21 protein-coding genes and 2 pseudogenes are annotated in these 26,117 nt (G+C 74.3%); 8 read left to right on the top strand and 15 right to left on the bottom strand.

Features of this window, described 5'->3' with window-relative positions:
- Positions 1–22 precede the first annotated feature (22 nt).
- Positions 23–859, top strand: coding sequence for a TVP38/TMEM64 family protein (locus tag CUT44_RS09220; protein WP_233221063.1), 837 nt, complete (start codon positions 23–25; stop codon positions 857–859).
- 56 nt (positions 860–915) lie between these two features.
- Positions 916–1,803, top strand: coding sequence for an undecaprenyl-diphosphate phosphatase (locus tag CUT44_RS09215; protein ID WP_100200163.1), 888 nt, complete (start codon positions 916–918; stop codon positions 1,801–1,803).
- 78 nt (positions 1,804–1,881) lie between these two features.
- Here the strand turns inward: CUT44_RS09215 and CUT44_RS34840 are convergent.
- Positions 1,882–3,053, bottom strand: a pseudogene (locus CUT44_RS34840) (RNA-guided endonuclease InsQ/TnpB family protein).
- An 86-nt stretch (positions 3,054–3,139) separates the two neighbouring features.
- On the opposite strand from CUT44_RS34840, the pseudogene tnpA reads away from it, so the two are divergent.
- Positions 3,140–3,539: pseudogene (gene tnpA, locus CUT44_RS09205) on the top strand (IS200/IS605 family transposase).
- A gap of 194 nt (positions 3,540–3,733) precedes the next feature.
- Here tnpA and CUT44_RS09200 read toward each other — a convergent pair.
- Positions 3,734–4,870 carry a CapA family protein gene (locus tag CUT44_RS09200; protein WP_233221062.1) on the bottom strand — a complete coding sequence of 379 codons (1,137 nt, stop codon included), beginning with the start codon at positions 4,868–4,870 and terminating at the stop codon, positions 3,734–3,736.
- A 711-nt stretch (positions 4,871–5,581) separates the two neighbouring features.
- On the opposite strand from CUT44_RS09200, the gene CUT44_RS09195 reads away from it, so the two are divergent.
- Positions 5,582–6,637 (top strand): PP2C family protein-serine/threonine phosphatase, encoded by a 1,056-nt coding sequence (locus CUT44_RS09195; protein ID WP_408646692.1) that lies wholly within the window; start codon positions 5,582–5,584, stop codon positions 6,635–6,637.
- Between the two features lie 145 nt (positions 6,638–6,782).
- Complete coding sequence (locus CUT44_RS09190) at positions 6,783–7,112, top strand: hypothetical protein (protein ID WP_146252152.1); 330 nt, start codon at positions 6,783–6,785, stop codon at positions 7,110–7,112.
- A gap of 76 nt (positions 7,113–7,188) precedes the next feature.
- Here CUT44_RS09190 and CUT44_RS09185 read toward each other — a convergent pair whose 3' ends face one another.
- Genes CUT44_RS09185 through CUT44_RS09175 form a run of 3 tightly spaced genes read right to left on the bottom strand, consistent with a single transcriptional unit; the run spans position 7,189 to position 11,413 of the window.
- Positions 7,189–9,633: a glycoside hydrolase family 65 protein gene (locus CUT44_RS09185; RefSeq protein ID WP_100200160.1), complete on the bottom strand. Its 2,445-nt coding sequence runs from the start codon at positions 9,631–9,633 to the stop codon at positions 7,189–7,191.
- A 4-nt stretch (positions 9,634–9,637) separates the two neighbouring features.
- Positions 9,638–10,543 (bottom strand): HAD family hydrolase, encoded by a 906-nt coding sequence (locus tag CUT44_RS09180; protein WP_100200159.1) that lies wholly within the window; start codon positions 10,541–10,543, stop codon positions 9,638–9,640.
- A 24-nt stretch (positions 10,544–10,567) separates the two neighbouring features.
- The gene (locus CUT44_RS09175) at positions 10,568–11,413 is read right to left on the bottom strand and encodes a universal stress protein (RefSeq protein ID WP_100200364.1); all 846 of its coding nucleotides are present in this window, start codon (positions 11,411–11,413) and stop codon (positions 10,568–10,570) included.
- Between the two features lie 229 nt (positions 11,414–11,642).
- Between CUT44_RS09175 and lnt the strand changes: the two genes are divergently transcribed.
- Positions 11,643–13,172 (top strand): apolipoprotein N-acyltransferase, encoded by a 1,530-nt coding sequence (gene lnt / locus CUT44_RS09170; RefSeq protein WP_100200158.1) that lies wholly within the window; start codon positions 11,643–11,645, stop codon positions 13,170–13,172.
- Here lnt and CUT44_RS09165 read toward each other — a convergent pair.
- Both CUT44_RS09165 and CUT44_RS09160 read right to left on the bottom strand, forming a co-directional pair.
- Positions 13,144–14,049, bottom strand: a complete 906-nt coding sequence (locus CUT44_RS09165) for a Gfo/Idh/MocA family protein (protein ID WP_100200157.1) — start codon at positions 14,047–14,049, stop codon at positions 13,144–13,146. The genes lnt and CUT44_RS09165 overlap by 29 nt on opposite strands.
- A gap of 52 nt (positions 14,050–14,101) precedes the next feature.
- Entirely contained in the window at positions 14,102–15,325 is a 1,224-nt protein-coding gene (locus tag CUT44_RS09160; protein WP_100200156.1) for an FAD-dependent monooxygenase, read from the bottom strand.
- Positions 15,326–15,427: 102 nt separating this feature from the next.
- Here CUT44_RS09160 and CUT44_RS09155 point away from each other — a divergent pair, with 102 nt between their 5' ends.
- Entirely contained in the window at positions 15,428–16,033 is a 606-nt protein-coding gene (locus CUT44_RS09155; RefSeq protein WP_100200155.1) for a TetR/AcrR family transcriptional regulator, read from the top strand.
- Between the two features lie 960 nt (positions 16,034–16,993).
- On the opposite strand, the gene CUT44_RS09145 is transcribed toward CUT44_RS09155, so the two are convergent.
- Positions 16,994–18,076 carry a helix-turn-helix transcriptional regulator gene (locus CUT44_RS09145; protein WP_100200153.1) on the bottom strand — a complete coding sequence of 361 codons (1,083 nt, stop codon included), beginning with the start codon at positions 18,074–18,076 and terminating at the stop codon, positions 16,994–16,996.
- Between the two features lie 107 nt (positions 18,077–18,183).
- Between CUT44_RS09145 and CUT44_RS09140 the strand changes: the two genes are divergently transcribed.
- A complete protein-coding gene (locus tag CUT44_RS09140) occupies positions 18,184–18,600 on the top strand; it encodes a DUF3224 domain-containing protein (RefSeq protein WP_100200152.1) in 417 nt (138 codons plus the stop codon).
- Between the two features lie 64 nt (positions 18,601–18,664).
- Here CUT44_RS09140 and CUT44_RS09135 read toward each other — a convergent pair whose 3' ends face one another.
- The 7 genes from CUT44_RS09135 to CUT44_RS09105 form a co-directional block, all read right to left on the bottom strand.
- Positions 18,665–19,336 (bottom strand): uracil-DNA glycosylase, encoded by a 672-nt coding sequence (locus CUT44_RS09135; protein ID WP_100200363.1) that lies wholly within the window; start codon positions 19,334–19,336, stop codon positions 18,665–18,667.
- A 112-nt stretch (positions 19,337–19,448) separates the two neighbouring features.
- Positions 19,449–21,047, bottom strand: a complete 1,599-nt coding sequence (locus CUT44_RS09130; protein ID WP_233221061.1) for an ABC transporter substrate-binding protein — start codon at positions 21,045–21,047, stop codon at positions 19,449–19,451.
- 374 nt (positions 21,048–21,421) lie between these two features.
- A complete protein-coding gene (locus tag CUT44_RS09125; protein ID WP_100200150.1) occupies positions 21,422–22,177 on the bottom strand; it encodes an SDR family oxidoreductase in 756 nt (251 codons plus the stop codon).
- 61 nt (positions 22,178–22,238) lie between these two features.
- Entirely contained in the window at positions 22,239–23,000 is a 762-nt protein-coding gene (fabG, locus tag CUT44_RS09120; protein WP_100200149.1) for a 3-oxoacyl-ACP reductase FabG, read from the bottom strand.
- Between the two features lie 182 nt (positions 23,001–23,182).
- Positions 23,183–23,578 (bottom strand): DUF3037 domain-containing protein, encoded by a 396-nt coding sequence (locus CUT44_RS09115; RefSeq protein ID WP_100200148.1) that lies wholly within the window; start codon positions 23,576–23,578, stop codon positions 23,183–23,185.
- The gene (locus tag CUT44_RS09110) at positions 23,575–24,420 is read right to left on the bottom strand and encodes a HipA family kinase (RefSeq protein ID WP_100200147.1); all 846 of its coding nucleotides are present in this window, start codon (positions 24,418–24,420) and stop codon (positions 23,575–23,577) included. Before CUT44_RS09110 ends, CUT44_RS09115 begins: the two co-directional genes overlap by 4 nt.
- Before the next feature lie 355 nt (positions 24,421–24,775).
- Positions 24,776–25,834, bottom strand: a complete 1,059-nt coding sequence (locus CUT44_RS09105) for a beta family protein (RefSeq protein ID WP_100200146.1) — start codon at positions 25,832–25,834, stop codon at positions 24,776–24,778.
- Between the last annotated feature and the right edge of the window lie 283 nt (positions 25,835–26,117).

The raw sequence follows: 26,117 nt of genomic DNA, 5'->3' as shown, positions 1-26,117 counted from the left end.
TTTCGTCGGTTACGCTCCACCGGTGTCCGTCCCCATCCCACAGTCCGTCGGCCCCGCCGCCCGGTGTGCCGCGGTGCTGCTCTCCCCCTGGTCCCGTCTGTGCCTGCTCGTCCTGCTGCTGGTGGCGGCCGCCACCGCGGTGGCGGTCTGCGAACCGCAGCGGCTGCTCACCGAGGGCTGGCGCCCCCGGCTCTCCGGCGGTGCCGCGGTGGTGCTGTTCGCCGCGGCGTACGGGCTGTGCACGGCGGCGCTCCTGCCGCGTCCGGTGCTGAACCTGGCGGCGGGCGCGCTCTTCGGCGCCTCCCTGGGCACGGCCGCGGCGGTGGCCGGGACGGTGCTGGGGGCCGGGATCTCCTTCGGACTGGGGCGGCTGCTGGGGCAGGAGGCGCTGCGTCCGCTGCTGCGCGGCCGCTGGCTGAAGGCCGGTGACCGGCAGCTCAGCCGGCACGGTTTCCGGGCGATGCTGGTGGTACGGGTGCTGCCCGGGATGCCGTTCGCCGTCTCCAACTACGGTGCCGCCGTCTCCCGGGTGCGCTGGCCCGCCTTCCTGGCCGCCACCGCGCTGGGCTGTGTGCCCAACACCGCCGCCTACGCCGTCGCGGGCAGCCAGGCCGCGACGCCCACCTCGCCGGTCTTCCTGACGGCGACGGCCTTCATAGCGGTCCCCGGCCTGACCGCGGCGGCCGTCGCCTGGCGCAGACGCGCGCGGCTGCGGGGAACAGTGGTGGACGTGGAGACGGGAGTGGAGGCGGAGGCGACGCCCGGACAGCCCGGATGCGCCGGAACGGTCACCGGGCCGGTACATACCGGGAGTCTGCGTTCGTCCGCTGTTTCCCCCGCCTTTCCCGACCGGTCATAGCATCTGCCCGACCTGACCGATGATCACAACAACACAGGGACGAGCACACCCCAGTCATGTCTTGGTTCGAAGCGTTCATCCTCGGGCTCGTCCAGGGGCTGACCGAGTTCCTCCCCATCTCCTCCAGCGCCCATCTGCGGCTGACCGCGGTCTTCGCGGGCTGGGAGGATCCCGGCGCGGCCTTCACCGCGGTGACCCAGATCGGTACCGAGACCGCGGTGCTGATCTACTTCCGCAAGGACATCGTGCGGATCGTCTCCGCCTGGTTCCGCTCGCTGTACGACCGCCGGGCGCGGCAGGAGCACGACGCGAAACTGGGCTGGCTGGTGGTCGTCGGCTCGATCCCGATCGGCGTTCTCGGCCTGACGCTGAAGGACCAGATCGAGGGCCCCTTCCGTGATCTGCGGCTGATCGCCACGACGCTGATCGTGCTGGGCGTGGTGCTCGGCGTCGCCGACCGGCTCGCGGCGCGCGACACGGCCGGCGGGCGGCACCGCGCCGCGCGGGAGCGCAAGACGCTGGAGCACCTGACCGTGCGCGACGGCCTGCTGTACGGCATGGCCCAGGCGATGGCCCTGATCCCGGGGGTCTCCCGGTCCGGCGCGACGATCAGCGGCGGGCTGTTCATGAACTACAGTCGGGAGGCCGCCGCCCGCTACTCCTTCCTGCTGGCCATCCCCGCGGTGCTGGCCTCCGGCCTGTTCGAGCTGACGGAGATCGGCGAGGGGCATGTCTCCTGGGGCCCGACGGTCTTCGCGACCGTGCTGGCCTTCTTCGTGGCCTACGCGGTCATCGCCTGGTTCATGAGGTTCATCTCCACCAGGAGCTTCATGCCGTTCGTGGTCTACCGCATACTGCTGGGCCTGCTGATCTTCGGGCTCATCGCGGCCGGGGCGGTCTCCCCGCACGCGGGCGAGGTGGCGCAGTCAACTACTCAGCCGTGAACGACCGGGCTTGTTGGCTCGGTTCGATGCGGCTCTGTTTATGCTCCCGACTGCCCCCTACGGCAGGACGGTCACGGGTCACATCCACCGGTTCCCGCGCTGCGCGGGGGCCGGGTCGGGCATGTTGACGAATACCCACGCCGTGGCCGCTCGCGTGGCGATGTTGACCCCGGCGACGTGGTCGGCCGGCCCAGCGAGGCCGCACCGACGACAGCAGAAGTGGTCCCGGGTGCGCCGGTTGGCGCGCTCGGTGTGGCCGCAGCGCGGACAGCGCTGCGAGGTGTGGGCCGGATCCACCTCGATGAACGGCACGCCGGCTCGGCGTGCCTTGTACTCGACGAAGGCGCCGAGCTGGTGGAAGGGGGCCAGGCCGACTGGCGTGCTCGCTGGTCGCGCGGAACCGTGACCCGCTCGCGGATGCCCCGCAGTTCCTCCAGGGCAAGGCCGCGCTCGGTGCGTTGGGCGACAGCAACGACAGTCTTGGCGATGATGTGGTTGATGTGGGTGGCGTGCCGCGCCTCGCGGCGGGCCCGCTTCTTCAGCAGTTGCTTGGCGGAGCGGGTCTGTCTGGCTTGGAGTTCGGCCCGTTTGCGGGCCTGCCAGCGGCGGTAGCGGCCCAGGCGGCGCCCGGTGTGGTTGTCTCCGTCGGAGGTGGTGGCGAGGTTGGTGAGGCCCCGGTCCACCCCGAGGAATCCCTTCGGCTCGGACACCTCCGGGTCGGGCACGTCGATGGTGGCGGCCAGGAACAGCTTCCCGTCCCGCATCATCAAATCCGTCTCGCCCTTGCGGGACTGGGCAAGCTGCTTGAGCGCGCCGGGGGAGCAGGCGAACGAAACGTGTTTGAGGCGGCCGTCCAGGGTCCAGATGCTCACCGTCTGGGCGTCGTAGTTCCACGACAGGCAGCGGTCATCGTAGGTGTGCGCCGCCTCGGGGCGGAAGGTGACCGGCCTGGACTCGGCCTTGCGGCGGCGCTGGGCTCCCGGGGGGCCGAGGTTTCCGGCCTTGATGTTCGCCCGCAGTGTCGTATACGCGTCGGCGACGCGTTTGATGATGTGCTGGGCGGCCTGCGCGCCGAATCCTTGGGCCTTCAGCTCCCCGTAGCACAGCTTCCGCAGCTCACGGACCGATCCGGTGAGGCCGAAGTGTTCGAACGAGAGGGCCGACACCCAGGTGGCGGCCTTGTTGGCCGCGTGCAGGGTCGACTCAAGCGCCGGTGCCTGCACCGCGTCCGGGAGGAGTTTCACCTGCACAACCAGCTTCACAGAGTGATCGTAACACCACCGTATGTCACTGCAATGGGGGGTCGCCACACACGGGAAGAAGCGCCGTTCACCCCCTGCACCCGCATCTGGCCTTCACTCCGAAGTACCGGCGCGGCGTCTTCACCGCCACCATCCTCAAGCGCTGCGAAGAGATCATGCGCGAGGTGTGACGGACTTCGGCGCCGAGCCGCGCGAGTTCCACGGCGAGACCGACCACGTGCACCTTCTGGTGCACTATCCGCCTCAGGTCACGCTGTCCCGGCTGGTCGGCAGCCTCAAGGGCGTCTCCGCCCGACGCCTCCGCCTGGGGGTACCACCCGGCCGAAGGGCCAGGGGGGAGAGTTCCCCGACCACCTCCACCGCTACCTGTGGGGAAACCACCTCTGGTCCCCCTCCTACTTCGCCGGCTCATGTGGCGGTGCGCCGCCGGCCGTGGTCAAGGAGTACATCGAGAACCAGAAGCGTCCTGACTGAGTGCGACACCACGGCAGAGCTTCACGAAGTGATACCGCGGCGCTCCGCGCCGCGAACCCCAGGATGCGATTCCCCCGATGCGTAAACGCACGGGGTTCCTCGCAAGAAACCGCTGAACCACCGGGGGGAGCCGCCGGCCGGCGGCTCCCCCCGGCTCCCTGGCTCCCGTACCGTGTCCCGCCTCGTGTCCCGCCTCAGCGGCCCTCGGTGAGACCGTCCTCGGCGGCGCCCCGGCTCAGCACCGCCTCGCGCACCCGCCGGTGCACCTCGGGGAAGTTCCGCCCGGTGGCGCGTACCACCCGGAAGGGCGGCCCCATGTCGGAGTGGCTCACCAGGAACTCGGCCCGGGTGACGTCCCAGCCTCCGCCGGCGGGCTCCGGGGTGAAGGTGAAGCGCGCCATGGAGCCCTCGTTGCCGCTGCGCTTGTCCGCCGGGACGAAGCTGGCGACCTGGTCCCCCAGCCCGTAGACGACCCAGGTGCCGTTCACCTTCTCGTACGGCTGCGGTACGTGGTTGTGGGTGCCGATCACCAGGTCGATGTCCTTGCGGCCGCCGGTGCGCGCGGCGGTCAGCTCCTCCGCGAGCCTCTTCTGCTCCGCGTCCGGGGCCTGCTGCCACTCGGTGCCCCAGTGCACGCTGACCAGGACGACGTCGGCCCCCGCGCGGCGGGCGGCGCGGGCGTCGGCGATCACTTTGTCCGCCTCCAGCATGCCGACCGCCCACGGACGGTCCCCGGGCAGCGGTATGCCGTTGGTGCCGTAGGTGTAGGACAGGTGGGCGATCTCGGCGCCGCCCGCCGCCAGCCGGGCCGGACGGGCGGCCTCCGCCGCGCTGCGGGCCGTGCCGGAGTGCCGTACGCCCGCCGCGTCCAGCGCGTCGAGGGTGCGGCGCACCCCGTCGAAGCCGTCGTCGAGACTGTGGTTGGAGGCGGTGGAGCAGCTGTCGTAGCCGGTGGCGCGGAGCGCCCGGGCGAGTTCGGGCGGCGAGCGGAACAGCGGGTAGCCGGTGAAGGGACCGTCCTTGTCGCCGTAGGGGGTCTCCATGTGGCACAGCGCCACGCCGGCGGTCTCGACGACGGGTTTCACGCCCGCCAGGATGCGGGTGAAGTCGTGGCCGTCGCCGCCCGCGTCCAGCCGTGCCTGCCGGATGATCGACGGGTACGGGATGATGTCGCCGGTCGCCACGACGGTGAACGCCTCGCGCGGCTCGCCGGCGGCCGGTTCCGCCGCCGCTCGTGGCGCGCCCGTCCCCTCTCCCCCGTCCCTCTCCCCCGGCTCCGGGCCGCTGTGGGCGGTGCACGCCGTGAGCGCGCCGAGTACCAGCAGGGCCACGGCCAGGGTTCGCGCGGTCCGGCCGGGTCCCGTGCCGGCCGTGTGCCGTGCGCCGTGCGCGGCCGGTGTCCGCCCGCCCCGTATGTGCCCGGCCGGTATGTGCCCGGCCCGTATTCGCGCGGCCCGTATTCGCCGGTCCCGTGCGCGGCCCGCCGTCCGCCCGTCCTGCATGGTCTCCCCCTGTCCCCCCGGCGGCGGTGCCGCTGGTCCCCTCCGGCCGTGCCTCATGGCTGCCTCCTGTACCTGTTCCGACGTGGCTGCCCGCCACCGGGTTGTCCGGGGCCGGCGGTTCCTGCTCGCAGCCTGCTGCGGCGGGCCCGCGACGGCAGCACGGGAGGCGTCCGGCTGGGCCGATCGGGTCAGCGGGCCCGGCGCGCCGCCGCGTCCGCCGGATGATCCGGTGCCGGCACCGGCGGCCGCCGCCCGCCCGGACGGCGCACCCACGCCTCGGGGGCCGGTGGTCTCCGCCCGGCCCGTGTCCGGCGGACCCGGGCCGGGCCGGCCCGGCGGTGAGGCGGGACCGCGGGCGTACCCGCGCCTCGCCGGGACACCGGGCGGTCCGGACTGCGGCCCGCCGCCCCGCGGGCCGCGCTCGGGGGCGCACGGCGGGAGTGCGCACAACCGGGTCCGTTCGCTTTCCCGTGCTCTCCCCGGCTGGGAAGCTGGGGGGAGGCAGCCAGGGGGCAGCCGCAGCCGATCCCGGAGTTCACCTTGGCCGAGCGCGACGACGACAGCTACCGACTGCTGGCCGGTCTGCCCTTCGCGGCCATGACCCTCGTCACCGTGGTGGACCTGACGGCGGGACCGGAGGTGGGTTTCCTGCCGCTGCTGTCACTCGGTCCCGCCTTCGCCAGCCTCGTCGGCGGCATACGCCGCACCGCCCTGATCGGGCTGCTGGCCCTGGTGCTGTGCCTCTCCCTGGCCGCCTTCGACGGTCTGCTGGACTCGGTGCGCGGCTTCACGGCGACGGTGTCGGTGATCGGGGTGGGTGCGGCCGGGCTGGCCGCCGCGGCCGTCCGGCAGCGGCACGAGTCCGAGCTGGCCAGTGTGCGGTCCATCGCCGAGGTCGCCCAGCGGGTGCTGCTGCGCCCGGTCCCCCGGGCCGCCGGCCACCTGCGGGTGGCGGTGTCCTACACCTCCGCGGTCGCCGAGGCCCGGATCGGCGGGGACCTGTACGAGGTCGTCAACTCGCCCACCGGCGTCCGGGTGCTGGTGGGGGACGTCCAGGGCAAGGGCCTGGAGGCGGTGGAGACGGCCGCGGTGGTCCTGGCCGCGTTCCGGGAGGCCGCGTACGACGAGCCGGACCTGCCGGCGGTCAGTGCCCGGCTGGAGAGAGCCGTCAACCGGCACATGCCCGCGGAGCGGTTCGTCACGGCCGTGCTGCTGGAGACGCACGAGGACCGCACGGTCACCGTGCTCAACCACGGCCACCCCTCACCGCTGGTCGTCCGCGCGGACGGCGCGGCGCGGCTCGCGGAGCCCCCCGAGACCTCGCCGCCCCTGGGCCTGGGACTCGACGTCAAGCCGCCCGCGCCGTACTGCCTGGCGCTCGGCCGCGGGGACCAGCTGCTGCTGTACACCGACGGCGTCACCGAGGCCCGCGATCCGGACGGCCGCTTCTACCCGCTTCAGCGGCGCTCCTTCCTGCTGCGGGAGGCGAGCCCGGACTCCGCGCTGGAGTCGCTGCGCCGTGACCTGGTGAGACATGTCGGAGGGCCGCTGCACGACGACGCGGCCATGCTGCTCCTGCGGTACCGCGGCGGCTGACCGCCGAGCCCGCGGCCGTCTCCGCCCCGCGGTCCCGGGAATTCTTCACGGACCGGCCGAAAACAGGAGGATGACCCGCGGGAAACGGGTACCCGTCAGCCGAACCCCACCGTCGTGCACCAGGTTGAACCGGGACACCGAGACGATGAAAGATTCCCGCCTCACCCTCCGAGAACTCCGCATACTGAACGAAACCGAGCGAGCGCTGCGCGAGGACGCCGAACTCACGGCCCGATTCCGGGAGTTCGGGGACTCGTGGACCGCCCGGGACTTCGGCGGGCAGCCACCCGGCCCACCGCCGGACCCGTCGGGCGGCTCCTCCCGGCCGTGGTTGTTCGCGGCCGTCTGCATGGCCCTGCTGCCGGTCCTGATGATCCTGCACCCCGCGGTCGGCGCCCTGCTGCTCCTGTCCGCCCTGATCATGGGCGCGGCGTACTGGACCAGCCACCGCCCGGACCGCCGGGAACCCGGCTGATCCGTCCGGCACCCGGAAACCGCCCCGGGGGTGGGAAGACGGTTCCCCGTCTTCCCACCCCCGGGGCGGTTTCCGGTCAGTCTCCGGCCAACCGCAGCCGGCACGACTCCCCGGGGTCGACGGTGACGGTCCGGTCGGGCAGCACCACCCGGACCGGTCCCTCGGCGGACGCGGGAAGGCCGATGCACAGCTCGCCCGCCAGCATCCGTACCGCCACCCCCCAGTGGTGCCGGTAGCGCATGGTGAAACCGAACTCGGACAGCTCCGGGACCGGCACCGGATCCAGCCACAGGGCGTCCTCACGGGTCTCCAGACCCGTCAGACCGCGCTGTACGAGGTCGAGCGTCCCGGCCATGGCGCCCAGGTGGATGCCCTCCGCGGTGGTGCCGCCCTGGATGTCGGCGATGTCGCTGACGAGCGCCTCCTGCACGTAGCCCCAGGCGTCCGGACGCCGTACCCGGGCCAGGATCCAGCCGTGCACCAGGGAGCTCAGGGTGGAGCCGTGGCTGGTGCGGCGCAGGTAGTAGTCGACCGTGCGGTGCCACAGTTCGTCGTCCAGGGTGTGGCCGAGCCGCCGGAACAGCCCGGCCAGCTCGGCCGGTGAGAACAGGTAGCCGAGCATCAGCGCGTCGGCCTGCTTGGATGCCTTGTAGCGGTTGACGGTGTCGTCCTCGGCCTCCATGATCCGGTCCAGCCGCCGGATGTCGCCGTACTTCCTCCGGTAGCCCTCCCAGTCCAGTTCGGCCAAGTCGCCGTACCCCTCGAACTGGCTGATGACCCCGTCGTGGAAGGGCACCCGCAGCCGCCGGGAGACGTCCTCCCAGCGCCCGGTGTCCTCCTCGCCGATGCCCAGGTCCTCGCACAGCTCCCGGCGGCGCGGCTCGGGGACGGTGCCGAGCAGCTCCAGGGCGCGGGCCAGGACCCAGGCGGCGGTGACGTTGGTGTAGGCGTTGTCGTCCAGACCGGGCCGGTCGCTGCCCGGGTACGCCTCGTGGTACTCGTCGGGGCCGACCACGCCCCGGATGCGGTAGCGCTCGTGTCCGCGGTCGTACTCCGCCCTGCTCGCCCAGAACTGGGCGATCCGCAGCAGCGTCTCGGCGCCCCTGGTGTGCAGGAAGTCGGTGTCGCCGCTGGCCTGGCAGTACTGCCAGACATTGTAGGCGATCGCCGAGCCCACGTGGTGCTGGAGCCGGGAGTGGTCGGGCAGCCAGCGGCCCGAGCGCGGGTTCAGGTGCAGGGTCTGGGTCTCCTCCCGGCCGTCGCTGCCGCTCTGCCAGGGGTACATCGCCCCGGCGTACCCCTTCTCCCGGGCCGCCCGCACGGCCTCGGGCAGCCGCCGGTGCCGGTAGGACAGCAGGGCGCGGGAGGTCTCCGGGAAGTGGACGTTGAGGTAGGGCAGGACGAACAGCTCGTCCCAGAAGATGTGGCCCCGGTACGCCTCGCCGTGCAGTCCGCGGGCCGGGACCCCCACGTCCAGGTCCGCGGTGTGCGGGGAGAGGGTCTGCAGGACGTGGAAGAGGTGCACCCGCAGGATGTGGCCCGCCTTGCCCGGCACCTCCAGGTCGGCGTGCCGCCACAGTTCCGCCCAGGCGGCGCGGTGCGAGCCGAGGAGTTCGGGGAAGCCGGGCGCGTCGGCGAGGTCCGCCAGGGCGGCCCGCAGCGGATCGCTGATCGCCAGGTCGTGGCTGGTGTGCAGGGCGACGGTCTTGTCGACGGTGACCGGCTCCCCGGGCCGTACCGCCAGGGTCAGCCGCCGGGCGGGCCGCGGGCCGGCCGGTTCGGTGACGGCCTCGACGAGCCCGTCGGGGCCTTCGGGACCTTCGGAACCGGTGCCCGCCAGGCGGGTGCGGGCGGCCAGGGCCACGCAGATATCGGAGGTGGTGGTGTGGCAGCGCAGCCAGACGGTGTCGGGCTCCGCGGCACCGGTGGTGTGGCCGGTCAGGTGGCGGCCGTTCAGGGCGCGGTAGCGGGCGACGCCCGCGTTGGTGACCGAGCCGTCGATCGCGGACTCCACCTCCACCGTCCCGGTCCAGTTCTCCGCCGTGAAGGTGGTGCGCAGGGCCGCCAGATGGGGCTGCCCCATGTGCACCAGCCGGGACTGCTCGACGCGCAGCCGCCGCCCCCGCGGGTCCTGAAGGAGCAGGGTCCGGTTCAGCACGCCCTGCCTGAGGTCCAGGACCTGCCGGTACTCCAGCAGCCCGTCCTGGTCGGGGGTCCACCAGGGCGCGCCGGGGGACGCGTCGGAACCGTCGGGGATCCGGAAGCGCAGGGGCAGCCAGTTGGGCAGGTTGACCATGTCCTCGTTCTCGACCTGCCGGCCCGCCACCTCGGACACCAGGCGGTTGTAGCAGCCCGCCACGTAGGTGCCCGGGTAGTGCGTCTCGCCGGCGTCCGTCTCGGGGGCCGCGCCCCGGGTCGCGAGGTAGCCGTTGCCCAGGGTGCACAGGGCCTCGCGCAGCCGTTCCTCGGCCGGTTCGTAGCCCTCGTAGCCCCACTCCCACTGCTCCTCGGGTCGCTCCACGGGCTCAGTCCCCCTCCTCGTCGGTCCCGTCACCGGGCTCGGTCAGCAGTTCGGCCAGATCGCGTACGACCAGGTCGGCACCGTGCTCCCGCAGATCCCGCGCGCTGGTGGGGCCGGCCGTCCGGTCCACCCCGACGACCAGGGCGAAGCCGCCCCGGCGTCCCGCCTCGACACCCGCCAGCGCGTCCTCGACGACGGCCGTCCCGGACGCGGGTACGCCGAGCCGCCGGGCGGCCTCCAGGAACACCGCGGGGTCCGGTTTGCCGGCCAGGCCGAGCCGGGCCGCCTCGTGACCGTCCACCACCGCGTCGAACAGCCCCAGCACCCCGGCCGTGGAGAGCAGTTCCCTCGCGTGCCGGGAGGCCGATATCACCGCCATGGGTGTCCCGGCGCGGCGCAGGGCGTGCAGCAGCCGCACCGTGCCGGGCCACGCGTCGACGCCGTCCCGCCGGAGCGCCTCGGTGAACAGCTGTTCCTTACGGGCGGCCACGGCCCGGACGGTGCCGTTGCCCGGCGGGTCCCAAGGAGTGCCCGGCGGCAGGTCCAGGCCCCGGGAGGCGAGGAAGGCGGCGGCGCCGTCGATGCGGGATCTGCCGTCCACATGGCGCCGGTAGTCCTCGGCGATGTCGAACGGGCGGAACCGGTCCGTCCGGCCGTCCTCCGCCGGCCCCTCCGTTCCCTCCGCGCCGTTCTCCGGGCGCTCGCGCCAGTGGCGCAGACAGGCGTCGAACGCCTCCTTCCAGGCGGCGGCGTGGACCCGGGCGGAGTCGGTGATCACCCCGTCGGTGTCGAAGACCACGGCCCGCAGTGCGCGCAGGCACCGGGCCGGTACGGCGGTGTCCCGGGCTCCGGCGCTCCCGGGGTCCTCCTCGTGCGGCTCGGCCGGTTCGGCGTCGGCGGTATGCGGCATGTGCGGTCCGTCCGGTGAGTCGGGTCAGATGTGCTCCGGCACGAGGGCGACCGGGCAGTCGGCGTGGTGGAGCACCGTGTGGCCGACCGCGCCCAGCTGGAGGCCGAGGTGGTCCTGTCTGCGGTGGGCACCGACCACGAGCAGGTCCGCGCCGCGTGCCTCGTCCAGCAGCACGGCGCGGGTGGGGCCCTCCACGGCCCGCAGGTGCAGGTCGACCCCGGAGTACTCGCGGGCGGTGCCGCGCAGGACCTGGTCCAAGTGGTCCATCGCCTCCCGGTGGCGGGCCCCGGAGGGGCGGCCCCGGAGCAGTGGGTGCTCCCGCTCCTCGTGGGCCGGCCGGTGCCAGGCCCGCACCGCGTGGAGCGCGCAGCGCCGGGCCGCGGCCGCGCGGAAGGCGAAGCGCGCGGCGGGTGAGCCGTCGACGGAGTCGCCGACGCCCAGGACCACCCGGCCGCGCCCGCCGCGGCGGGCGGCTTCCCGGCCCCGTACGACGACGACCGGGCAGTCGGCCCGGCCCGCGACCGTCAGGCTCACCGAGCCCAGCAGCAGCTCGGCGATCCGGCCCCGTCCCCGGGAGCCGACGACCAGGGCGAGCGCGTTGCGGCCGGCGTGGGCCAGGGCGTCGGCGGCCTCCTCGGCGCGGACCTCGGTGGTCAGCCGGACTCCGGGGACGTGCCGGCGGGCGCGTTCCGCCGCGGCGGCCACCAGGGCGTCCGGGGCGTGCTCCGTGTCCGTCCACTCCGTGACGGCGTGGAGCAGGCACAGCGGCACCGAGTGCCGGGCCGCCTCGTCCGCGGCCCAGTCCACCGCGTGCATGCTGGACTCGGAGCCGTCGACGCCCACCAGCAGGGGCAGTTCCGCCGTGGTCATCTCCTCCACCGCCCTTCTCCCGGCCGCGCCCCGTTCCCGCCTCCCGCTCCCGGCCGTCCTCCCGGGTCCGGGTGCAATGACCGGCTGTTTCCTGGGAACGGTGACCCGCAAACGGACCGGCGAAACCCGGAGGGACCGGTTCCTCTCCCGGGCCCGTCCGTGGCACGGTCTCCTGTCCGTGCGGCGGCGGCCCCGCACACCGGTTCCGGACCGGGTGAGGAGGCACGGCATGCGGGCGGCTTCGGGCGTACGGCGGTGGCGGCGCGGGGTACTCGCGGTGGCGGCGGGCGCGCTGCCCGCCCCGGCCTTCCCCGAGCCGTCGCTGTGGTGGTGGGCCTACGCGGCGCTGGTGCCGTGGCTGCTGCTGCTGCGGACGGCGGACAGCGGGCGCCGTGCCGCCGTGGAGGGCTGGCTGGGCGGCACCGGTTTCCTGCTGGCCACGCACCACTGGCTGGCACCGAGTCTGCATGTCTTCCTCCTCGTGGTGGCGGCCCTGCTGGGGCTGCTGTGGGCGCCCTGGGGCTGGCTGGCCCGGCGCCTGCTGGGCGGTACGCCGGGGCCGGGGCGGGCACTGGCGGCCGTGGTGCTGCTGCCGTCGGCGTGGCTGGTGATCGAGCTGGTGCGCTCCTGGGAGTACCTGGGCGGGCCGTGGGCGCTGCTCGGGGCGAGCCAGTGGCAGGTGCCGCCCGCGCTGCGGCTGGCCTCGCTGGGCGGGGTGTGGCTGGTGACGGTGTGGCTGGTGGCGGTGAACACCGTGCTGGTGGTGCTGGCCGCGCTCCCCCGGGCGCGTACCGCCGCGGTGGCCGCGGCCGTGGTGTGCGCGCTGGTGCCGGCCGCGGTCTGGGCGTGGGGGCCGCTGCCCCGGCCGTCCGGCACCGTCCGGGTCGCGGTGGTGCAGCCGGGGGTGGTCGAGGGTCCCGAGGTGCGCTTCGAGGCCGGTGCCCGGCTGACCCGCGAACTGGCGGGCCGGGACGCGGACCTGGTGGTGTGGGGCGAGAGCAGCGTCGGCTACGACCTGGGCGACCGCCCCGGCCTGCGGGACCGGCTGGCCGGGCTGTCCGCGCGGGTCGGTGCGCCGCTGCTGGTCAACGTCGACGCGCGGCGTTCGGACCGGCCGGGGATCTTCAAGAGTTCGGTGCTGGTGGGTCCCGGTGGTCCCACCGGCCGCTACGACAAGATGCGGCTGGTCCCGTTCGGCGAGTACATACCGGCCCGTTCCCTGCTGGGCTGGGCCACCGCGGTGGGCCGGGCCGCCGAGGAGGACCGCCGGCGCGGGAAGAACCCGGTGGTGGCGGACGCGGACGGCACGGCCGCCGGCCTGCTGGTGTGCTTCGAGTCCGCCTTCCCCGACATGAGCCGGGCGCTGGCGCGCGACGGGGCCGAACTGCTGGTCGCCCAGTCGGCGACCTCGACCTTCCAGGAGAGCTGGGCACCGGAGCAGCACGCCTCCCTGGCGGCGCTGCGGGCGGCGGAGACCTGGCGGCCGATGGTGCACGCCACCTTGACCGGCGTGAGCGCGGTGCACGGTCCGCGCGGCGGGCCGGTGGGCGGGCGGCTGGGCACCGGCCACCGCGGGGCGGCGGTGTACGAGGTGCCGCTGGCCTCGGGCACCAGCCCGTACGTGCGGCTGGGCGACTGGGTGCCGGCCGCCGCGCTGGGAGCGCTGTCGGCGGCCGGCGCCGTCGCGGCGGCCGGCCGGGTGCGGGGCCGGAGGGCGGGGCGGGCGTCCGTCAGCGGGACTGCTCCAGTACGGCGGTGACGATCCGCTCGCACAGCTCGTGGGTGCGCAGGGCGTCCTCGGCGCCCGGCCGCCGTCCGGCGCGCACCGCGTCGAGGAAGTCGAGGGTGATCTGCTCGATGCCGCGCTGACGGGCCACCGGCACCCAGTCCCCGCGGCGGCGGACGCTGGGCTGGCCCTTGTGGTCGACGATCTCCGCCAGGTTGAGCACCTGGCGTTTGGTGTCCTGCCCGGCCACCTCGAGGATCTCCTCGGTGCTGCCGCTCATCCGGTTCATGACGCCGATCGCCGTGAAGCCGTCGCCCGAGAGCTGGAGCACCACGTGGTGCAGCAGTCCCCCGCTGACGCGTGCCCGGACGTCGGTGTGCACGGCCGGGCCGGGCAGCAGGAAGCGGAGGGTGTCGACGACGTGGATGAAGTCGTCGTAGACCGCCTCGCGCGGGTCGGCGGCCAGGCCGACCCGGTTCTTCTGCATCAGGATCAGCTCGCGCGGATGCTCCAGGCACTGGGTGTAGCCGGGGGCGTGGCGGCGGTTGAAGCCGACGGTCAGCGCGGTGTGCCGCGCCTCGGCGAGGCGGACCAGCCGCTCGGCCTCGGCCGGCTCGTAGGCGAGCGGCTTGTCGACGTACGTGGGCACCCCGGCCTCCAGCAGCCGGGTGACGATCCGCGGGTGGGTCTCGGTGGGGGCGTGGACGAAGGCCGCGTCGGGCCGGGCGGCGAGCAGCGCGTCGAGGTCCGGGTGGCGCTGCGCGGCGGGGATCCGGTGGGCGTCTGCGATCCGGTCCAGGGTGGCGCGGGTGCGGGTGTTGAGGTGGAGCTCCAGGCCCGGCTGGGCGGTGAGCACCGGGAGGTAGGCCTTCCGTGCGATGTCACCGAGCCCGATCACACCGATCCGCACAGGGCCTCCCCGGTCTCGCCGTCGTTCACCGCCGCTGCCGCCGCCGTCGCCGTCACTCCGGCGCGGTGCGCGACCGCCGTGTCCCGGCAGCATACGACTCCCGCGGCGGCCGCCAGTCGGCGATGCCGTCGAGGCTGCGCAGGGCCAGTCGCGGGCCGACCCGGTTGGCGGCGGTGACCACGGCGTCGCGCAGGGCGCAGGCGGGCGCCGACGACAGGGTGAACAGCCGGCCGACCCGGGTGGAGCGGCGTACGACGTCCATGGTGCGGGGCAGCCGGTCACGGGTGTACGCGGCCAGGGCGCGTACCGTCCCCGCGCCGCCTCCGTCGGCGGAGGCGGCGTGGTGGGCCAGGACGACGGCGTCCTCGATCGCCTGGCAGCCGCCCTGGCCGAGGCTGGGCGCCATGGCGTGCGCGGCGTCGCCGAGCAGGGCGGTGCGGCCCAGGTGGTAGGCGGGCGGCGCGGCGGCGGTGCGGTACACGTCGTTGCGCAGGATGGCGTCCGGCGGTACGGCGGCGAGGAGTTCGGGCACGGGATGGTGCCAGGTGCCGAACCGGCGCAGCAGCTCGGCCCGCTCGCCCGCCGGGAAACGTGTCCCGGCGGGGACGGTTGCGGTGGCGTAGACGTACACCCGGCCGTCGTGCAGCGGGACGGTCCCCCACAGCGCGCCGCGGCCCCAGGTCTCGTGGGGGGCGAAGGGCCGCCCGGGCGCGGGGGCGACGAACCGCCAGGCGGTGAATCCCGCGTAGCGGGGCGCGGGGTGGCCGGGGAAGAGGACTTCCCGGGCGGCGGAGTGGATGCCGTCCGCGGCGACGACGAGGTCGGCGGCGAGTTCCTCGCCGCCCCCGGTGCGCACGGTCGCGGGCCGCTCCGCCGTCCCCGGGTCCGTGATCCGGGCGGGGGTGCCGGTGCGGACGGCGCCCTGGGGCAGCCGGGCGGCGAGCAGCGTGACGAGGTCGGCGCGGTGGGCCACGACGACCGGGCCGCCGAAGCGCTCGGCCGCCGCGTCCTGGGTGGTGCGGGAGAGCCAGCGGCCCGAGGGGGTGCGCAGTCCTCCCTCGCCCTGCCAGGCGGACATCGCGCGGACGGCGTCGCCGAGCCCGATGACGTCCAGGGCCCGCTGGGCGTTGGGGGCCAGCGCGATTCCCGCGCCGACCGGCTCCAGCTCGGCGGCGCGTTCCAGGACGGTGACCCGCCAGCCGCGCCGGTGCAGTGCCCCGGCCGCGGTAAGGCCTCCGATCCCGGCTCCGACGACGACGGCTCGGGGCTGGTGCATGGGGTGCCCTCCCGGTGTGGACGGTTACGGAGAAACCGTCACTACATCTGTAGTGACACCGGCAGCCTACTACGGCTGTAGTGGAGCCGGTAGGTTGACCGCATGGCTCCGCGCACCGCCCGCCCTCCCGCCCGTACCGAACTGATCGCCGACACCGCGATCGGCCTGCTTGCCGAGCGGGGACTGCGCGGGCTCACCCACCGCGCGGTGGACGAGGCGGCCGGCCTGCCGCAGGGCTCCACCTCCAACCACGCCCGCACCCGCGAGGCACTGCTGGAGCTGACGGTGCGGCGGCTGGCGGTGCGCGAGGCGAGCGTGCTGGAACCGCGGCGGACACCGGTGCCCGGCGGCTCCGGGGACCCGGCCGGCGCCCTGGCCGAGGCCCTGGCCCGGACCCTGCACCGTTATCTGACCCACCACCGCCACCTGACGGTCGCCCGCTACGAACTGGCCCTGGAGGCGACCCGTCGCCCCGCCCTGCGGGCCGTCTACGACCGGACGGGCGGCAACGCCTTCCGGGAGCCGCTGGTGGCGATGATGACCGCCGCCGGGTCGGCCGAGCCCGAGCGGCACGCGCTGTCGCTGATCGCCTGGTGCGACGGGATGATGTTCTCCTGCACCGCGGGCTCCTACCACTCGACGGTGCCCGCCCTGGAGGAGCTGCGGGCCGGGCTGGGCGAGCTGCTGGCGGGGATGCTGCGGCGATGAGACACCGCCCGCCGCCCGCCCGCTCACCCGTACGCCCCGCTCCGTAGGCCGTACGGGTGCCGCCGGGCCGCCGGTGTCACTCCGGTGGAGGTTTCCCGGTGGCGGCCGCGGTCGGCAGAGTTGTCCAGGTGCGAGACATGAGGACCGGAACCGGTGCCCTGGTACTGATCGGGGCCTGCCTGACGGCGGTGACGTTGGCGGGCTGTACGACGGTGGCCGGCGGCTCCCGGGCGGCGGGCGGCACGCCGCCGCCCCGGCCCGCCACCTCCCTTCCCGCCGAGCGGCACGCCGGGCCCCGGGAGAGCCCGGGCCCGGCGCGGGAGAACCTGGCCCAGGTCCCGGGGGAACGGGAGCGGGCCGGGCACCACGGGAAGGGCCGTAAGGGCAAGAAGGACGAGAGGCGCGGGAAGGACCGGAAGGACCGGGCCGCCGGGACGGGAGCCGGAGGGAGCGGAGTGAGAAGCCGGGAGCCGGGGCGGACCGAGCCGGTCCGCCGGTCCGCTCCGGGGCCCTCCGCCGTGCGGCCGGCTCCCGCACCGCGCGGGAGGGCCGCCCACACTCCCCGCCGGGCGGCGCGCCCCGCCTCCGGTCCGCGGGCCGTGCCCGGGACCTCGGCGGCGCCGCCCGCCCGCCGCACCGGGCCACCCGCCCGAACCGCCGCACCGGCACCCGAGCGGCGGCGCCCACCGGCCGGGCGGACGCCCTCCCGCACCCCCCGGTCCCTTCCCGCACCTGCGCACACCCCCGGGCGCACCCCCGGCGGTGCCCCCTCCCACACGCCTGCACCCGCTCCCGGAGGCGGCACGCCACCGGCGCGCTCCGGCCCCGCCGGCCCCGGCATGTGCGATGTGGCCGGTTCCGTCGCCGGCTGGGACCCGCACGGGCTGGAGGACGGGTTCTGCCGGAGTCTCCGCTGACGCCTCCGGCGCGGGCACCGGCGGGCTCCCGGGCGGAGCCCGGTCAGCCGCCGTCCCGGGGCCGGCCGCCACCGTCGCCGCGCCCGTACCGGCGCGCCAGCGTTCCCACCGCGTCCGCCACCGCCGAGCGCAGTTCGGCGGGGCCGAGCACCTCGGCCTCCGTGCCCAGCCGGAGCAGATCGCCCACCGCCATGGGGGTGCTCTCCACCGGGAGGAGCACCCGCACCCAGCCGTCCTCGTCCGGTCCGTCCGCCTCCGCCGCCGCCCGCGCGCCCACCGCGCCGAACTGCATGGGCAGCAGCCGCAGACCGCGCGGTGACAGGCGCAGCAGCGCCTCGCCCCGGTGGCGCCCGGTCTCCATCCGGCCGGAGACCTCCGCCCAGTACGCCGCGAGGTCGAAATCCGCGGGCCTCTCGAAGCGCTCGCCGGGGATGTCCAGTGCGAGGATGCGCGAGACCCGGTAGGTGCGCACGGCCCGCTCCCCCGCTCCGGAGTCCCCGGCGTCCCCGGAAACTCCGGCGGCAGCGGCGGCAGCGGCGGCAGCGGCGGCAGCGGCGGCAGCGGCGGCACGGGCGACCAGGTACCAGATGCCTCCCTTGAGCACGAGCCCGAGCGGGTGCAGCTCGCGGTGCACCTCACCGCGCCAGCGGCGGTAGTGGACGCGTACCGCCAGCTGCTCCCAGACGGCCTCCGCCACCCGCGCCAACTGCGGTACCGGGTCGGCGTCCCGGAACCAGGCGGGAGCGTCGAGGTGGAAGCGCTCGGAGATCCGCCGGGTGCGCTCGGCCAGCCGGTCCGGGAGCGCGGCACGCAGCTTGAGCTGGGCGGTGGCCAGTCCGGCGCCCAGCCCGAGCTCGGCCGCGGCGGCGGGCATGCCGGCCAGCCAGAGGGAGTCGGCCTCCTCCCCGGTGAGCCCGGTCAGCCGGGTGCGGTAGCCCGTCATGAGGCGGTAGCCGCCCTCCGGTCCCCGGTCGGCGGCCAGCGGCACGCCGGAGGCGATGAGCGCCTCCGCGTCGCGGTAGACGGTCCGGACCGAGACCTCCAGTTCGGCGGCGAGCTCGGGGGCGGTCATCCGGCCCCGGTTCTGGAGCAGCAGGAGCATCCGCAGCAGGCGGTCGGCGCGCATGGCACCAGTCTGCCGCCCGTACCTGACAGAAGATGTCAGGTACGGGCGCGAGGGTGGGGGCACCGGGCGCGGGACGGACCCGCGCCACCGGTTACGGAGGAAGTTCCATGCCCACGCACACCACCGGCAGTTTCACCTTCGCCGACTGGCGGGAGACCGTCCTCTCCGCGGCCGAGGACGGCCCGAGGCTGACCACCACCACCGTCACCAACCACTTCACCGGCGGTATCGAGGCCGCCGGGACGGCGTGCGCCTACACCACCGTGTACACCACCGGGAATCCGGCTTCGGCCGGGTCCTTCAGCGGCCACGAACTGCTCACCGGCACCGTCGGCGGCCGCAAGGGCAGCTTCGTCCTCGCCGAGCGCGGCACCTTCGACGAGCGGGCGACCGTGCGCTGCGTCTTCGAGGTGGTGCCCGGCTCCGGCACCGGAGAGCTGGCCGGGCTGCGGGGGACGGGCGGCTTCACCGCCGTGCACGGCGAACCGTCCGTCCCCTACAGCTTCGAGTACGAGCTGGCCTGAGGACCGGCCCCGTGGCGCCGGCCGGGCCACCCCGGTCCGGCTCCGCGGGCCGGCCCGGCCGCCGTCAGGCCCCGAGGTCGGGGACGCACCAGTCGACCGGGGTGTGCCCCTGCGCCGTGATCGCCTCGTTGATCTGGGTGAAGGGGCGGGAGCCGAAGAACTTCTTCGCGGACAGCGGCGAGGGGTGGGCTCCCTGGACCACCGCGTGCCGCCCGGTGTCGATCAGCGGCAGCTTCTTCCTGGCGTAGGCCCCCCACAGCACGAAGACGGCCGGGTCGGGCCGGGCGGCCACGGCGCGGATCACCTCGTCCGTGAACCTCTCCCATCCCTTGCCCTTGTGGGAGTTGGCCTCCCCGGCCCGGACCGTCAGGACCGCGTTGAGCAGCAGCACGCCCTGCTCGGCCCAGGGCATCAGATAGCCGTTGTCGGGGACGGGACAGCCCAGCTCCGCGTGCAGTTCCTTGTAGATGTTCCGCAGGGACGGCGGGATCCGCACCCCGGGGCGCACCGAGAACGCCAGCCCGTGCCCCTGGCCCTCGCCGTGGTACGGGTCCTGGCCGAGGATCACCACCTTGACCCGGTCGTAGGGGGTGGCGTCCAGCGCCGCGAAGACCTCCTCCCGGGGCGGGTAGACCGGTCCGCGTGCCCGCTCCTCCTCGACGAACTCGACGAGCTCCTTGAAGTAGGGCTTCTCGAGCTCGTCACCGAGGACCCCGTGCCAGGACTCGGGCAGCATGCCGTTCACGTGAGACAACCTCCGGTGTCGGTTCCGCGCGCCTTCCCGGACGCGCCCTCAGAACGTACCGGGGCCCGCCGACAACGGCACGGCGGTACGGAGAGCCCGGCGGTCACCAGCTCTTCTTGCGGGAGAGCTCCCACATCCGCATGATCGTCGAGGAGTCGGTGCTCCACTCCACACCGGCGACGTCGTCACGGGCGGCGATGTGGAGCTTGCCCTGCCACAGGGGCAGCAGCCGGGCGTCCTCGGCCAGGATCCGCTGGGCCTCGGCCAGGACGTCGCCGGCCGCGCTGCGGTCGCCCAGCCTGCGGGACCGGGGCAGCAGCCCGCCGGTCAGGTCGGCGTCCTCGTACGGCACGCCCAGGACGTTCTCCTTGCCGACGAACGGCGAGATGTAGTTGTCCGCGTCCGGGAAGTCCGGGAACCAGCCGCGGCCGAACACCTGGTACTCGCCCTCGGCCACCCCCTTCTGGAACTCGCGCCACCTCCGCCCCTCCAGGGTGATCTCGAACAGCCCCGACTCCTCCAGCTGCCGTTCGATCTCGCGGAACTCCCGTTCGGTGCCCGCCCCGTAGCGGTCGGTGGTGTACCACAGGGTCAGCGGCACCTTCCCGGTGATCCCGGCCTCCTCCAGGGCGGCCTCGGCCTTCTCCGCGCCGGGCTCGTCGCCGTACTCCTCGTGGTAGGCGCTGGTGTGCCCGGTGATCCCGCTGGGGACCATGGAGTACAGCGGCGCGGCGGTGCCCTCGTAGACCTCGCTGACCAGTTCCTCGCGGTCGATGACCTGGGCGACGGCCCGGCGGACGGCCCGCTCGCCGGCCGGCTCGTGCTCCGGGTTGAACGCCAGGTAGCGGATCTCGGTGCCGTAGACCTCGCTGAGCTTGATGTCCGGGTGGTCGGCGCGGTTCCGCCGGAGGTCGGAGATCTGCTCGGGGGTCAGCCCCCGGTAGGTCAGGTCGATGCCGCCCTTCCCCAGTTCGTCGACCATCTCCGCCGGGTCCTCGAAGTACCGGATGGTGACGGCGGCGTTCTTGATCTCGGCGGAACCCTCGTACTCCCTGTTCCGGACCAGTTCGGCCCGCTCGCCCCGTTCGTACGACGCCAGCCGGTACGGTCCGGAGCCGGTGACCGTGGCGGAGTCCAGCAGCCGGTCGGCCGGATAGGCGGAGGGGTCGACGAGGGAGGCGGCGGGAGTGGCGAGCACCAGCGGGAAGGTCGCGTCGGGCCGCCTGAGGTGGAAGACGACCGTCCGGTCGCCGGAGGTCTCGATGCGGTCGATGCTCTGCAGCAACTGGGCGGGACCGGTGTCCGCCTTGATGGCGAGGGTGCGCTCCAGGGAGTACTTCACCGCCTCGGCGTCCAGCGGGCTGCCGTTGGAGAAGGTCAGGCCCTCCCTGAGGACGCAGCGGTAGACGCTGCTGGCCTTGTCGGTGAAGGCGCAGCGCTGGGCGGCGTCGGGTTCCGGGGTGCCGCTGGAGTCGGGGAAGTACAGCAGCGTCTGGTAGACGTTGCGGAACAGCTCCCATGAACCGTCCCAGGCACCGGCCGGGTCGAGGGAGGTGGGCGCGCCGGTGGTGCCGACCGTGAGCGCGCTGCCGGCACCACCGGCACGTCCGCCTCCCTCGACCAGCGAGCCGCATCCGGCGAGCAGGGCCGCCGCCGCCACCGCGGCCGTGCCCTTCAGAAGAGGCCTGTCCTGGCTGAACACTCGTAACGCTCCTCGGTCGGCGATGCCACTGGTGCCTGGGTGTGCGCGGGGGTGGTCCGCCGACGGGAAAGGGTGGGGACGCGCGCCTTCGGCGCGCGTGCGGCCGCACGTACGGCAGGCCCCCGGCAGGCCCTTGAGGTCTGCCGCGTCGACGACGCCGCAGACCATACCGCAGCATGTGACGGAGTCGGCACCCCTTGTGAGCAAGGAGCAGCGCGGGTCCGCGGCGGAGGGCGAGAGAGCGGCTGGAAGCGGAGACCCCGGTGCCGGGCCGCCGGTCGGGCGGCCCGGCACCGGGGCGGTACAGGCCGGCCGGGCGCGCTGCGCGGCGCCCGTGGACGCCGGGACGTACTGGGCTTCCCGGGCGTCCGCAGTCAGCCGATCCCGGCGTTGAGGAGTTTGCCGCCGTCCATCACGAGGGTCTGGCCGGTGATCCAGCCGGAGGCGTCGGAGGTGAGGAAGGCCGCGGCGCCGGCGACGTCCTCGGGCGTGCCGAGCCGCCCCATCGGATAGCCGGCGACGACCTCCTCCTCGCGCCCCTCGTAGAGCGCGGCGGCGAACCTCGTCCTCACCACCGCCGGGGCGATGGCGTTGACCCGTACCCCCGGCGACATCTCGTGCGCGAGCTGGAGGGTGAGGTTGACCATCGCGGCCTTGCTCATGCCGTAGGCGCCGATGAAGGGCGAGGCGCCCAGCCCGGCCAGGGAGGCGATGTTGACGACGGTGCCGCCGTGCTCCTTCTGCCAGGCCGCCCAGGTGAGCTGGGCGAAGCCGAGCGCCGAGAGCACGTTGACCTCGAAGATCTTGCGGGCGACGGCCAGATCCAGTTCGGCCAGGGGGCCGAAGACCGGGTTGGTGCCGGCGTTGTTGACCAGGTGGTCCACCCGGCCGAACGCCTCCATGGTGCGCTCGACCACCTCCGCCCGGTGGGCCGCGTCGTGCGCCTTCCCGGCCACTGCGAGGGCCCGGTCCGCGCCGAGCCGCGCGACGGCCTCTTCCAGGGACTTCTCGTCACGGCCGGTGACGCACACCCGGTCGCCGCGGGCGACGAGCGCCTCGGCGATGCCGTAGCCGATGCCGCGGCTCGCCCCGGTGACGATGGCGACCCTGCCGTTGTCCCGCACTGACATGTCTCTTCCGTTTCCTGGTGGGCCGGTGGGCCGGTGGGCCGGTTGAGGGGTCTTCCGGCCGTCAGTCGAGCGGCCCGCCGGCCACGTACAGCACCTGGCCGGAGACGAAGCCCGCCTCGTCACCGGTGAAGAACGCGATGGCGTTCGCGACGTCCTCGGGCCTGCCGACCCGCTGGACGGGGATCTGGGAGGCGGCGGCCTGCTGGAACGCCTCGAAGTCCATGCCGACGCGGGCGGCGGTGGCGGCGGTCATCTCGGTGGCGATGAAACCGGGGGCCACCGCGTTGGCGGTGACGCCGAACTTGCCCAGCTCGATGGCGAGGGTCTTGGTGAAGCCCTGCAGACCGGCCTTGGCGGCGGAGTAGTTGGCCTGCCCCCGATTGCCCAGCGCGGAGCTGGAGGAGAGATTGACGATCCGGCCGAAGCCCGCGTCGACCATGTGCTTCTGACAGGCCCGGGACATCAGGAAGGCACCGCGCAGATGCACGTTCAGCACGGTGTCCCAGTCGGAGTCGCTCATCTTGAACAGCAGGTTGTCGCGGAGCACCCCGGCGTTGTTGACCAGGACGACCGGTGCGCCCAGCTCCCCGGCGACCCGGGCCACGGCGGCCTCGACCTGCCCGGCGTCCGACACGTCGCAGCCGACCGCCAGCGCCCTGCCGCCCGCCGCGGTGATCTCCTCCACGGTGCCCCGGCAGGCCGCCTCGTCCAGGTCGAGCACGGCGACGGCCCGCCCCCGGGCGGCCAGCCGGACGGCGGTGGCGGCGCCGATGCCCCGTGCCGCGCCCGTCACGATCGCGACCCGCTGTTCGGTGGTGGACATGCCGACTCCCTCGCTCCCCGATGCCTGAGCAACCGCTTAGTACCTGTGGTGGACGTGACGCTAGAAGCAGGTACGGGCCCTGTCAACGTCCCACGGCGCGAGTGAGTCCCAGCCCACTCCCCGCCCCGCGCCGGACCCCTCCTGCGGGGCTTCCGGAGGCCGGGGCAGGGGCCGCCCGGCGCTCAGCGCACCAGTACGTCCAGGAGGCGCTCGGTCTCCGCCTCGGGGTCGGCGGTCAGCCCGGTGTGCACCGGACCGGGCTGGACGACGGTGGAGCGGGGCGCGACCAGCCAGCGGAAGCGCCGTCCGGCGTCGTCGGCGGCGGCCTGCCCCGCCGCCTCTCCCCCGCGGCACACGCGCTCCACGGCGTGCAGCGCGGCCCGCACGCCCTCGACGTCAACGCCCCGGTCCAGCGCCCGCAGCCGGTCCTCGTCCAGCTCGACACGGGCCGCGACATAGGACCGGGCCCGGCAGTACACGACGACCCCGGCGTTGATCAGCTCACCGCGCTCCACCCGGGGGACGACCCGCAGAACGGCGTACTCGAAGACGTCCCGTCCGTCCGTGCGTCCACTCACCGCGCCTGTCCGCCCTTCCGCAGTCCGCTGACGGCGTCCGCCCAGTCCCGCAGCCAGCCCGGCGCCCTCGACGGCCCGTCCTGGCTCGGGACGCCGAGCGTGATCCGCTCGTGGACCGTACCGGCCCGGGCCGCCAGCACCTCGACATAGGCGCGGCGCACCGCGTCCGGCGTGCCGAACCCCGGCTCGCCGGCCAGCCACTCGTCGGGGATGCCGGCCGCGCACTCGGCCAGCAGTTCCTCCGTCACCCGCGGCGCCAGCTCCGCCGCCGCGGCGGCGAGGTCGGGTCCCACCGGCGCCAGGGCGTGGTCGGAGGCGTCGTACGGCCGGCCGGCCGCCTGCGCCGCGGAGGGCCAGTTGTGGTGCCAGATCAGGGTCGCGCCGTGGTCGATGAGCCACAGGTCGCCGTGCCAGACGAGCATGTTGGGGTTGCGCCAGGAACGGTCGACGTTGCCCACCAGCGCGTCGAACCAGACCACGCGCCCGGCCTCGGCCGCGTCCACCCGGTAGGCGAGCGGGTCGAAGCCGATCGAGCCGGGCAGGAAGTCCATCCCCAGGTTCAGCCCGCCACTGGCCTTGAGCAGTTCCTGGACCTCCTGGTCGGGCTCGCCCAGCCCGATGACCGGGTCGACCTGGATGCCCACCAGATCGGGCACCCGCAGCCCCAGCCACCGGGCCAGCCGCCCGCACAGCACCTCGGCCACCAGGGTCTTGCGGCCCTGGCCGGCACCGGTGAACTTGACGACATAGGTGCCCAGGTCGTCGGCCTCGACGAGCCCGGGCAGCGAGCCGCCCTCGCGCAGCGGCGTCACATAGCGCGTGGCGGTGACTTCGGGGAGCATTTTCCCAGGCTATACGGCACAGGTGCCTTGCGATGCACGGTTTTCCACCGGCTCCCCGCGCTCCGGGGAGAACCCGTGATCCCTCTCGGAAAGTTCCGTCCGGCGCCCCGCTCCCCCGGCCCCGGGCGGAGGCGGGCAGCCTGGGACCGCGGGTACGCCGCGCGCAGCGCGGGCGCTCGGCCCCCGGCCGGATCAGCACCGCGAGGTCATCGCGGGACCGCGCGCCGTCGTCGGTTCAGCCGGTCCGGAAACCGGTGGTCCGCCGACGATGGCGGCCTCTGCGAGGCGCACCGGACAGTACGGGAAGACACAGGGCGCACCGGCGCCACCGCCCGGCCGGAGGGACACGGACAGGTCAGTACGGACGGGAGCACCGAACGACGTATGTCATGTGCTGGACGTTCCCGGCCCGCAGCCAGTCCGCCGCCTGTCCTGTGCCCCTGCCTGCCGTGAGAGGGCCCTCCGCGCAGTCACGCAGCCAGGTCTCCCCGGCGCTCGCCGCCGCTCCCCTGAAGCCGGGCAGCTCACGGATCCGGCGGGCCGCCGTCCGGATTCCCGCCGTACGGTCGGGCCCGGTGTTCGGCACCTTGCACAGCACGAACCAGTCCTCGGTCGTGTAGCGGAGGATGCCCCAGGGCGGGCCTCCGCGGCCTTGTTCCCGGGCGAGCGCGGTGACGGGTTGTACGCCGTAGTCACCGTACGTCAGCCGCGGCAGGTAGTCGCGGCCGCTCGCGCGCGCCTCCTGCCACATGCACCAGTCACCGCGGGGTTCCTCGTGGAGTTCCCCCGTTTCCAGCATGCCGCCCGTGAGCTGGGGAAAACCGCCGCCGAGAACGGCGACGGTCCGCCAGGCCACCAGCGGAAGCAGGGCGTCCAGGGCCCGCAGCGCCTCCTTGCCCGCGCCGGGACGGCCCGGCAGGACGGCGCCCAGGTCCAGCAGGAGATCAACGGGGACATCGGGGCGGCCTCCGCCCAGGAGATGGTCGACGGCTTCGGTGGTACGACCGTCCCACTCACCCGGTACACGCACCCGGACGCCGGCCCCGCAGCCGTACCGGCGAGCCGTCTCCAGGGCGGCGGACTGCTGGGCTCCGCTCCGGTCGGGACCGGTCACCGGGCGGAGCAGCCGGGAGAGCCCGGCGCACTCGGACAGGATCTCCGAAAGCTCCGGTAAACATGCTTCCTCGGCGAACGGGGCGTCGATCCAGCCGGGATGACGTCGGTGTGCTCCCCTCACCCGACTCAGTTCCTTCTGCCAGTGAGCTCTCCCCGGCCCCGCCGGGGGCGGCCCGGAGCACGGCGGGAGGTTCCACAAGGGGGCCGTTGCGGCCTGTACGTCCGGCCGGATGCGCTCGTAGGCCATCCTGGCGTGCTGCCGGACCGGCAGGACGGGAACGTAGAGCGGTTCGGACATCGCGGCCCCTCCATGCTGCCCGCGCTGCTTCCCTCCCCTTCAGGGTCGGTGGACGACAGGACACCGGGGAAGAGTGCCCTTTCGGCCCGGATGGCCGAAAGGTACGAGCACCCGGTACCGCTGTGCCGCATGTTGCGCCGCCCGTGACACCCGGTGGCCGGGTGTCCCCGGTGGGCGGCGTGCATGGGCGGCCGAGCACCACTCGGCCGCGTGCTTCACCGGGCCGTCCGCCACCCTGCCCGTCACCGTGTTCCCCGCCGTGCGGCGGCGGTTGAACGCGGCG

The organism is Streptomyces carminius, assembly GCF_002794255.1.
Classification (GTDB): domain Bacteria; phylum Actinomycetota; class Actinomycetes; order Streptomycetales; family Streptomycetaceae; genus Streptomyces; species Streptomyces carminius.
The sequence above is the reverse complement of the archived record's forward strand: the minus strand, read 5'-3'. Positions and strand labels throughout refer to the sequence as shown.